This window comes from Lentihominibacter faecis (assembly GCF_014306095.1).
GTDB classification, from domain to species: domain Bacteria; phylum Bacillota; class Clostridia; order Peptostreptococcales; family Anaerovoracaceae; genus Lentihominibacter; species Lentihominibacter faecis.
Window position 1 is genome coordinate 1 of record NZ_JACRWC010000085.1, and the last position, 10,623, is coordinate 10,623.

11 protein-coding genes are annotated in these 10,623 nt (G+C 49.3%); all 11 read right to left on the reverse strand.

The window, feature by feature from the left end; translation table 11 throughout:
• Nucleotides 1–659: tRNA threonylcarbamoyladenosine dehydratase (locus H8876_RS06670; RefSeq protein WP_249287084.1), on the reverse strand; the 659-nt coding region annotated here is incomplete at its 3' end.
• Nucleotides 659–1,249, reverse strand: a complete 591-nt coding sequence (locus tag H8876_RS06675) for an HD domain-containing protein (protein ID WP_249287085.1) — start codon at nt 1,247–1,249, stop codon at nt 659–661. The genes H8876_RS06670 and H8876_RS06675, both read right to left, overlap by 1 nt.
• Before the next feature lie 60 nt (nt 1,250–1,309).
• Nucleotides 1,310–2,122 carry an ATP-dependent sacrificial sulfur transferase LarE gene (larE, locus tag H8876_RS06680; protein ID WP_249287086.1) on the reverse strand — a complete coding sequence of 271 codons (813 nt, stop codon included), beginning with the start codon at nt 2,120–2,122 and terminating at the stop codon, nt 1,310–1,312.
• Between the two features lie 85 nt (nt 2,123–2,207).
• Complete coding sequence (locus H8876_RS06685) at nt 2,208–4,739, reverse strand: heavy metal translocating P-type ATPase (RefSeq protein ID WP_249287087.1); 2,532 nt, start codon at nt 4,737–4,739, stop codon at nt 2,208–2,210.
• Between the two features lie 29 nt (nt 4,740–4,768).
• The gene (locus tag H8876_RS06690) at nt 4,769–5,071 is read right to left on the reverse strand and encodes a metal-sensing transcriptional repressor (protein WP_177264978.1); all 303 of its coding nucleotides are present in this window, start codon (nt 5,069–5,071) and stop codon (nt 4,769–4,771) included.
• A 131-nt stretch (nt 5,072–5,202) separates the two neighbouring features.
• Complete coding sequence (locus tag H8876_RS06695) at nt 5,203–6,156, reverse strand: TDT family transporter (RefSeq protein WP_249287088.1); 954 nt, start codon at nt 6,154–6,156, stop codon at nt 5,203–5,205.
• The gene (locus H8876_RS06700) at nt 6,153–7,028 is read right to left on the reverse strand and encodes a hypothetical protein (RefSeq protein ID WP_249287089.1); all 876 of its coding nucleotides are present in this window, start codon (nt 7,026–7,028) and stop codon (nt 6,153–6,155) included. The genes H8876_RS06695 and H8876_RS06700 overlap by 4 nt, the downstream gene beginning before the upstream one ends.
• Nucleotide 7,029: 1 nt before the next feature.
• Nucleotides 7,030–7,785, reverse strand: a complete 756-nt coding sequence (locus H8876_RS06705; protein WP_249287090.1) for an exodeoxyribonuclease III — start codon at nt 7,783–7,785, stop codon at nt 7,030–7,032.
• A 467-nt stretch (nt 7,786–8,252) separates the two neighbouring features.
• Complete coding sequence (gene pgeF, locus H8876_RS06710; protein ID WP_249287091.1) at nt 8,253–9,140, reverse strand: peptidoglycan editing factor PgeF; 888 nt, start codon at nt 9,138–9,140, stop codon at nt 8,253–8,255.
• The gene (locus H8876_RS06715; protein WP_249287092.1) at nt 9,137–9,586 is read right to left on the reverse strand and encodes an arsenate reductase/protein-tyrosine-phosphatase family protein; all 450 of its coding nucleotides are present in this window, start codon (nt 9,584–9,586) and stop codon (nt 9,137–9,139) included. The genes pgeF and H8876_RS06715 overlap by 4 nt, the downstream gene beginning before the upstream one ends.
• Before the next feature lie 210 nt (nt 9,587–9,796).
• The gene (locus H8876_RS06720; RefSeq protein ID WP_249287093.1) at nt 9,797–10,540 is read right to left on the reverse strand and encodes a hypothetical protein; all 744 of its coding nucleotides are present in this window, start codon (nt 10,538–10,540) and stop codon (nt 9,797–9,799) included.
• Nucleotides 10,541–10,623 lie beyond the last annotated feature (83 nt).

Sequence of the window (10,623 nt, forward strand, 5' to 3'; positions counted from 1 at the left end):
ATAAGAGACAGGCCCGGCACCTGTTTGCCATGAACGCGAGCGTCTTCACCGCACGCTTCGTAGTCCGGTGTCAGCGGGACTTCTTTGGAATAGACCACTTTTAAGTGCTTCACGCCTCTCCGTTTCAGTTCTCTGCGCATTACTTTGGCCAGCGGACAGACCGACGTCTTATAAATATCCGCCACCTCAAACTGAGAAGCATCCAGTTTATTGCCCGCACCCATGGAGCTGATGACAGGCACGTTGTCACGCTGTGCATGGAGCACCAGGGCGATCTTGCCGGTCACCGTGTCGATGGCATCCACCACGTAGTCATACCGGGTAAAGTCAAACTGATCCGCCGTCTCCGGCAGGTAAAACATGTTGTACGTCTTCACCTGCAGATCCGGATTGATGTCCAAAATCCGCTCCTTCATCACCTCAGTCTTATATTTCCCCACAGTGCTGGTCAGGGCGATGATCTGCCGGTTGATGTTCGATATACTGACCGTGTCTTTATCGATGAGATCCAGTGCTCCCACACCGCTTCTCGCCAGAGCTTCCGTCACATATCCACCTACGCCTCCGATCCCGAACACTGCCACACGTTTCTCTGAAAGTTTCCGGATGCTGTCTTGTCCCAGCAATAGCTCCGTTCTCGAAAATCTGCTCTCCGCCATTAGTTGCCTTCCTCCGCCATCGCCTCTGCGATATCCGCTTCACAGGAACGCATTGCCAGGATCGTCTTCTGGATCAAGTCGCTCAGCTCCCATCCCAGCATATCGGCTCCGCGCTCGATGACTTCGCGGGAGCATCCTGCCGCAAAATTGGCACTCTTGTACTTTTTCTTTACGGATTTTACTTCCATATCCTGCACGCTTTTTGACGGACGCATCAAAGCTGCGGCTCCGATCAGACCCGTCAATTCATCTGTAGCATACAGCACTTTTTCCATCAGATGCTCCGGTTCCACATCAACTGTGATCCCGTATCCATGACTGCAAACACCGTGTATGATATCTTCATCAACACCTGCTTCACGGAGGATCTCCGGAGCCTTGATGCAGTGTTCCTCCGGATATTCTTCAAAATCGATATCGTGAAGCAGTCCCACGACGCCCCAGAAATCCGCGTCATCGCCGAATCCCAGTTCCTGTGCAAACCATTTCATTACACCTTCCACAGTCAGCGCATGCTGGATATGAAATGGCTCTTTGTTATGCGCCTTGACCAGTGACAGCGCATCTTCTCTTGAAATATGATCACTCATGTCTATTACCTTCTTCCTTCTGCAAAGCGGCCGCAGGCCGCATTTTACTCTCTACATTTTCTATTTTAAGGCATCATTCATGCTCCCGGTCCGGTATCCGTCCAGGTCCAGAGCTGTATAGGTGAATCCCAGTTCCTTCATATGTCCGGTAAAGACCTGCCTCAGCTTCGGATCCAGGAATCGTTCCAGATCTTCCGGCAGCACTTCTACCCTCGCCATGCTCCCGTGCATGCGTACACGATACTGTGAAAACCCATGCTCCCGCAGAAATTTTTCCGCCAATTCCACCATTCGCAGCTTCTCAGCCGTGATCGGTTCTTCATAGGCGAACCTGGACGCCAGACACGCAAAGGATGGTTTGTCCCACGTGGCAAGTCCCATTTCCTTAGAAAGCTGCCGGATCTCAGCCTTGGTCAGCCCCGCCTCTTTCAGCGGACTGATGACCCCGGCTTCCTGTACAGCTCGTTTTCCCGGTCTGTAATCGCCATCATCATCCACATTGGAACCTTCTGCGATGTACACCGTATCCACCTGCTCTGCAGCCTCTCTTACTTTTTGTAGAATAGCAGTCTTGCAGTGATAGCACCGATCAGGGGGATTATCTGCAAATCCGTCTACCTCCAGCTCATCAAAAGAAAATACGATATGGCGTATGCCTCTTTCCCGGCAAAACACCCTCGCCTCTTCGATCTCCCATTCCGGTACTGATCTTCCCGCTGCTGTTACCGCCGTCACCTGATCCCCGATAACCTCACGTGCCACAGCCAGCAGAAATGTGGAATCCACTCCGCCGGAAAAGGATACCACCAGGCGACCCATTTCTTTGAGACGCTTCTGCAGTTTTTCATATTTTAATGCTGAATCTTTCTCCATTTCCCTCTCTCCCTACTTTTCCTACTGTTTTTCTAGTATTATACAGGAGGAAGCTATCCGCTGTCAATGCTGAGAATAGATCGCACTAGCTGATGGATACTACGTTGTAATCCTTGTCTTCTACTGCCTTCTTCAATACATCATCTGCCACATCCTCTTTCAGGGTCACAACTGCCTGATCCTGTTCGTGACTTACATCTGCGTGATCCACACCGTCCAGTGCTTCCAGCGCCTTCTTTACTGTCGCCTCACAGTGTCCGCACATCATACCTTCGATTTTCATAGTCTTTTCCATTGTTTTTTCCTCCTGTTTTCTCTTGATTTGTTTATCTTTTGCAGCATTGCGCATATCAAAGAGATTCAGACGCAATGCATTGGTTACAACACAAAAGCTGGAAAGGCTCATAGCCGCAGCTCCGAACATGGGATTCAGCTGCCAGCCAAACAGCGGGATCCATACCCCTGCCGCCAGCGGAATACCGATAATATTATAGATAAAGGCCCAGAACAAATTCTCGTGAATATTCTTAAGCGTCGCTCTGCTTAATCGTATCGCTGCCGGTACATCGCTGAGTTTGCTGTTCATCAGCACCACGTCAGCCGCATCGATAGCAACGTCTGTACCAGCTCCAATAGCGATCCCGATATCTGCTCTCGTCAGTGCCGGTGCATCGTTGATACCATCTCCTACCATGGCAACTTTCCCTTTGCGCCGCAGTCTGCGGATCTCCGCTTCCTTGCCATCCGGAAGTACGCCTGCGATCACCTGATCCACACCGGCCTGCTTGCCTACAGCAGCTGCCGTCCTCTCGTTGTCACCTGTGAGCATGACCACTTCGATCCCCATATTCTGCAGCTGACGGATCGCCTCCGGGCTGTCTTCCTTGATGACGTCAGCCACGGCGATAACACCCAGGATCTTCTTGCTCCGCGCAAACAGCAGAGGCGTCTTCCCTTCTTCCGCCAGACGCTGCGCCACCGTCTTTACATCATCTGGCACACCGATCCGGTCATTGAGGAATGTCAGGCTTCCGCCGATCAGCTGATCGCCGTTGTCGACTGCCGTCAGACCATTGCCCGGCAGGATCATGAAGTCCTGCACGTCGCATACCTTCAGCTTTTTTCCCTCTGCCATCGCTACTACGGCACCGGCCAGAGGATGCTCGCTCCTGGCTTCCAGCGCATAGGCTGTTTCCAGAAGCTCTGCTTCTGAAACGCCTTCCGCCATGATGAGATCCGTCACCTTCGGCTCACCCCTGGTGATCGTCCCTGTCTTATCCAGCACCACAGTATTGACTTTGCCGGCTTCCTCTAAAGAGACTGCCGTCTTGAATAAGATCCCGTTCTTGGCACCCATGCCGTTGCCGACCATGATGGCTACCGGCGTCGCCAGTCCCAGTGCACACGGGCAGCTGATGACCAGCACGGAAATACCTCTCGCCAGCGCATAGCCGATGGACTGACCGCAAAGCAGCCAGATCACGATAGTCACTGCTGCGATCCCGATGACCGCCGGAACGAATACGCCGGAAACCTTATCGGCGATCTTTGCAATAGGTGCTTTAGTAGCTGCCGCATCGCTGACCATCCTGATGATCTGTGACAACGTCGTATCCTCGCCGACTCGGCTGGCCTCGCACTTGAGGAACCCAGACTGGTTCACTGTCGCAGCAGAGACCTGATCGCCCGGATTCTTGTCCGCAGGGATGCTCTCACCCGTCAGTGCCGCTTCATTGACCGCGCTGATGCCCTCCAGTACGATACCATCCACCGGTATATTTTCTCCCGGTCTCACTACGAACACATCGCCTTTCACCACCTGCTCCACCGGTACTTCTGTCTCAGTGCCATCCCGAAGGACGACCGCTGTTTTCGGAGCCAGCTTCATCAGGTTTTTCAATGCATCGGTAGTCTTGCCTTTTGACCTCGCCTCCAGCATCTTGCCAACCGTGATCAGCGCCAGGATCATAGCAGCCGTCTCAAAATAAAACTCGTGCATATACTGCATCACGCCGTCCATATCGCCTCGCACCTGTGCTCCTGTCATGGCAAACAAAGAATAAGTGCTGTATCCAAAAGCCGCCGTCGAGCCAAGTGCCACCAGCGTATCCATATTAGGCGCTCTGTGCCACAGACTCCGAAAACCGCTGATGAAAAACTTCTGGTTGATCACCATGACTGCTGCTGTCAAGAGCAACTGCAAAAGTCCCATGGCCACGTGGTTGTCCGCCATGGCTTCCGGCACCGGCCATCCCCACATCATATGCCCCATGGAAAAATACATAAGCACAACTAAAAATATAATGGACCAGATGAGCCGTTTCTTTAATACCGGCGTTTCCGTATCTTCCAGCAGATCTGCTTCAGCGCCGCCTCCGGAAGCCCCGTTACCTGAGTCCCCCGATGTACCTGCGCCGCGTCCTTTGCAGGAAGCCCCGTAGCCGGCCGCCTCCACCGCAGCGATGACTGCCTCCGGGCTCGCCGTTCCTTCTACTCCCATAGAATTAGTCAGCAGACTGACCGAACAGCTTTCAACGCCGGGAACCTTTGACACCGCTTTTTCGACACGGCTGCTGCACGCTGCACAGCTCATCCCCGTTACATGATATTGTTCCAAATCCAATTCCTCCTTTTTTCAGCTTACTGCTATTTCATCAATTTCTGCAGTATTACAACCAGCTCCTCGATAGTTTCATCTTTGCCCTCACGGATATCTCGTACCACGCAGTTGCGTATGTGCTCTGCCAGAAGCTCCTTGTTAAATGAATTGAGTGCTGCATTGACTGCCGCCACCTGGATCAGTATGTCCGTGCAGTACACGTTCCGTTCCACCATGCCCTTGATGCCACGGATCTGTCCCTCGATGCGGCTGAGTCTGTTCATCAGACTCTTGTATTCTTTTTCTGAACGCTCTGTCGTTTTATGACAGCAGAAATTTCCTTCTTTCATGTAAAATCACCTTTCTTACTTCTCATTTCTACGGTTTGATAATATACCCCTACAGGGTATGTGTCAAGGTAAAATTTTTTCTTTCCGTTTTCTAGGTTCTCCTCGTCCATCTTTTTTATGCAAAGAGCACACTAAAAACGAACCGCCTGCCGGATGTGACGAATGTACCGCAAAATGGTATACAACACTAATAAAATTGCAATAAGGCTCTCCACAGATGCCAAAACTTCCAGCATCCGAAATACGATATGCTGTGATGTAAAATACGATAAAATGTCGCGCACGCCGATAGCGCTGATGACAAAGGGGAACGTAAACGATGCGTAGCTTGGATAAAAGCTGCGCTTTAAGAATTTCGGGACTTGTATGAGAGCCGTCACATAAAAAATCGTTGCAATGCCAAAGAGTCCCAGCAGCAGAGGGTACGAGATCCCTGCACCGTAGGCTTTGACGTAACCTGTCAGGCACACACTCATAGGCGATGCGATCACCAGAAATAAAAACTGATCGGCTTCCGCCATTTCCGGCAGACGGATCTGCCTCCGAAGTGCGATGATCAGTACGATACTGACACAGCAGAATCCCAGCCAGAAAGCCAGTTTCCCCAGCGGCTGCATGCCGTACGCAGGTGATGTGATAGCGATGTTGGCGATCCCCGCATAGCCCACCACGTAGGAAATAAACACCTCATCCCACCGCAGCTTCACAAGAAAATGCCATGTGAACCGGATCACCAGTGCCAGATGCAAAGCTATGGCCACGATCCAGACACCAAAAGAAATGCTTCCCAAAAACGGCTTGAAAAACACGCTGAGATTCATCAGCGTCATGGAATATGTAGGCAGGATCGCCGCCTGATTTCCTTTGTCCATGGCGCCTCGCACCTGAGCCGGACAGAGGAACAGCTTCGCCGTCAGCACTAGAAAAATGAGGAAGGCGATACTTCCGCAGATGTATTTCACCGGTCCGTAGGATGCCACCGGATGCTCCAGGCTTTGGAACAGAGTATCCAGTGCCGAAAAACTGAGCATCACGCCGGAAATGGGGATAGGCGTGCTCTGCACGATTCGTTTCAGCATTCTCATTTCTGTCTGCCTTTCTTGCCGGTATGTCTGGCTTTGCTATGGTTCTTTGGAACCTTCCCGAAGCGTTCCTCTGATCTGTCAGACTGCTGGCTGCCGTGCTCTGCCTTGTGTGTCCCGTTCTGGAGTTTCAGGTTCTCCGACAGCCCGCCCAGAAGCCGTCGTTCCTCCGCCGCCTCGTGATTGCGGATATAAGCTAATGCCTGCAGCGGCGCATACAACTCTACCGGCTGAATGTGAGAATGCCTGATCAGATCGCCGTTTCTCCCTTTGACCGGGATCGAATTCTTATGGTACAGCGTGATAGGCCTGTCATTATAGGCGAAATACCACTCACCTGCATAAGTGGTTATATATGCTGTGCCGCTGCGAAACTCCGCTTTCATGCCGTATTTACGGCATACGGATTCAAGTTTTTCCTCAATGCTTCCGGCATTTTTCTGCTCCAACGCCGCCGTCTTATATTCCTCTTTCAGCTGTTCCCGGATCAGACTGAACTCACTCTTGTTTTCCTCCAGATCCGCAAGCTGCAGCAGCGATTCCAAAGAATAATATTCCCATGCTCCAATATGCATGCGGAACTTGCTTTTCATTGACAAAAACAGACGCCGATCGCTTTCTGCGAAAAACACCAGCTTGGGTGTTTCTTCCATATCGTAAAGGACGTCCTCCATCACCGGCCGCCACTTTTCCAGCACGATCCGGTCGATATCTCCGGAAAAAATCTCATAATCCTCTGGCTGTTCGAAGAGATATTCCATCCTTCCCTGCAGCAAAAAACCTTCTTCAAAACTTTGCACGATGAGCTTCTGCGGCAGCCGATACCGCGACTCCTCGATCTCCCGCAGCCCCTCGAATGAAAACAAATAGATCATGCTACAACTCCACTTCCAGACTCACCGGACAGTGATCGCTGCCGTACACGTCCGTCAGGATCTCAGCCTTTCTCAAAGCCGGTTTCAGACTTTCGGACACCAGAAAATAGTCGATACGCCACCCCGCGTTGTTCTTGCGGGCGTTGAAGCGATAGCTCCACCAGGAATATACACCTTCCAGATCCGGATAGAAATACCGGAAAGTATCTATGAAGCCGGCATCCTGCAATTCTCCCATCTTAGCCCGCTCTTCATCAGTAAACCCGGCATTCTTGCGATTCGTTTTCGGATTTTTTAAGTCGATTTCCTGGAATGCTACATTGAAATCGCCACATGTAATTACCGGTTTGCTCTCCTCTAGCTTTTTCAGATACGCCCGAAAATCATCCTCCCAGCTCATCCGGTAATCCAGTCGCTTCAGCTCATTCTGCGAATTGGGCACATACACGTTCACAAGATAAAATTTCTCATATTCCGCCGTGATCGTGCGTCCCTCGTGATCGTGCTCCTCAATACCGATCCCGCATCTGACACTGACAGGCTCTTCCTTCGTGAACACGGCCGTCCCGGAATACCCTTTCTTCTCTGCTGAGCACCAGTACTGATGATACCCTTCTAAAGGCACTTCCGCCTGTCCTTCCTGCATTTTCGTTTCCTGTATGCAGAGGATACCCGGATCCGCCTCCTTTGCAAACTCTAAAAATCCCTTTCCCATAGCAGCCCTAAGACCATTGACATTCCATGATATCAGTTTCATATATTCTCCTTTTCTTCTGTAAAGGTTTCTTGCTCATTCCATTACAGAATAGCGAAAAGGGGACTCCCTGTCAAGAATCCCCTCTTTATATTATTCATTGCTGTTAGCGACCGGTTGGATGCTGAAAGCTCCCAGTATTTCCGGCACGATTTTCTACTGAACGCTTGCTTTTCAAGGTTATATGCAGAAATTTTTCTGAAAAAATCGAGAGAAATGCTGTATTTTCAGAAAGGCTCGTGGAGTAGTCGAGCTGCCATATGCACGTTGCCCTCTTCGTTGTTTGTAATTTCCTGTATTAACCATTTTCATTGCATAATCATGTAACTAGTCGTCGTTTATGCAAAGGTTATGCAGTCGTTACTCCACGGTTTTTCCATGTGAAATCCACCGCGAAAAATTTTTCTGTTTTTGGCTCGAAAAATGGCGTTTTTATGACATGGAATCTAGCCGCACGCATCTGAATTTCTCTACTTTTCCTTCATGCAAAGACCGCCGCCCATGCGCATATACGTGCCGCCTTCTCTGCGGTACGAGCAAAACAGTTCCGGCTCGCAGCAGGTGCAGTGCTCACTCACCCTGATTTGCTCCGTCGGGATTCCCATCAGCTCCAGCTGCTCCTGATTGATGCCCTTGATGTCGATATGGCATTTGCCGTTCGCTACGTCTCCCGGCGTTCTCGTGATGTAGTCTTCTGCAAACGTCCAGTTTTCTGCAAAGTCCTCCGCCACCTCCATGCCGACTTCAAAACAGCACTGGCTGATCCCCGGCCCTATGTAGGCCTGCAGATTCTCTGGATCGCATCCGTATTCGTCTTCCATCTTCTCGACCATCTCCATGGCGATCCCCGCGCAGGTGCCTCTCCATCCCGCATGACAAAGGCCTATAGCCTCTTTCACCGGATCGTAACAGAACACCGCCAGACAATCCGCATGAACCGTAGTCAGCATGACGTTTTTCAGATTCGTGATCGTGCCGTCAGTGTCTGGAATGATGATGGCTGGGGAGTAATTGCCAGGAGATTGATCGCCTGGATCGGAATTGGCTTGCGTATGATTTTTCGTCTCGCCAGCGTCCGGAGCAGAACCTCCCAATACCAGCGAGCATCCTGTTTCCGCTGCAGCTCTTGCCGCATCCACATCTTCCTGTCGGATCACAGCCACCTGTGTCTTATGTATTTGTGTCGGCCATACGCGCACCGTATCCTCCAGCCCCAGCTGCCGGAACATCTCGGGATTATTGTACGGCGATCCCTTTACCGCACCATCTTTTAATGAGAAAAATCCCGTCACCTCCGGATATTCCTCAAATACCGGCAAATAGTTCTTTTTTATATTTGTACCTGCTTGTACGCTCATAATAATTCCTCCAGCAATGCTTCACAGCCTTCGATCACATCATCGTAAGTCTCATCAAAATTTCCCGTATACCACGGATCCGCAATGCTCCGATTCGCTCCAGCGTGATCCAGCAGCTTAGTGATCTTGTGCTGCGGATCACCACCGCAGATCCTCTGGATATTCCGCACATTGGCATCATCCATGCCAATCAGATAATCAAACTTACCATAATCCGCTTTTGTGATCTGACGTGCATAATGCCGCTCAAACGGGATCCCGTTTTCCCGCAGCTTCCCTTTCGTACCCGGGTGCGTATCATTGCCGATCTCCTCCCGGCTGGTCGCTGCCGACTCTATGTAAAACTCATCTTCCCGCCCCGCCCGGCGTACCATGTCTCTGAAAACAAACTCAGCCATGGTTGAACGGCAGATATTACCGTGGCAGATGAAAAGTACTTTAATCACTGTTCTTCAACTCCTTAATCTGCCGAGAAATGCCCCATTTGCGGCATTTTCCGGCTATTTTGTAATGTCGGCGCACAGGCCGATATGCTGCAAATCTTAGCAAGATTTAGCATGTTATTGCTACCGCTTAGTAGTAAAATTAGTAGTAAAACTGAAATCCTTACTACTAAGAAAATACCGCAGATACATCATATCTGCGGTAAATAAACATTATGAACACTGTTTTAAGATATAGTCCATTCCTTCGTCTAATCTAAGTACTTGTGCATGCTTAGATAGAATACGAATTATCGTATACAACATCTTATCATTTTCATGATCAGAGTCATAGATAAAGACAACCGTTTTCTTGGTGCTGACTTCATCTGCGATGAAAGACCATTGCCGCGCACTTCCGAGAAGCCTATTGAGATTTTTTCCCTTAAATGAGAATAGTTTTATACAAATATCTCCAACTTGATAATCAAATTGTATTTCATCTTCATATGATCCGATTACTTTTTGAGTATTATACTCTAGATTATTTGACTCCAACACACGCCGTATTAGTTTCTTCTCTTCATTACTATTTAAACGCTGCGATCTCGCCAAATCGTATTTCAAATAAATACTTGTAAAATTCTTTACGTAATCCTCATCCTCGGCAACGGCCAATGATCTAACAGAAGAAAACCTAAATTCATTAGCAAAGACTCTCGTATAATTCTCCACACTAAAATCATCTGCATAATTGAATAGCGTTGTTTCAACTTCTTCTTTAATCCCTCTTAAATATAATCTAACAAAGTCTACGTCTGCCTCATCATCAAATGAATGAAACCTCTGGAAATTGGAAATATATTTAAAATCACGTTTGCCTGTTGTGAGATTGTGAAATAGTACACCTAAGCAAAGACACTCATCTGATATCGGTGAATGATAATAATTAAGCGCAGCATACTCAATCTGATACATAATACTTCCTCCTTCCTGATTATTTGTTAGTTAAAATAGTCGAAATGATAATATCTAGATTATCAACACGATACAAGATATAG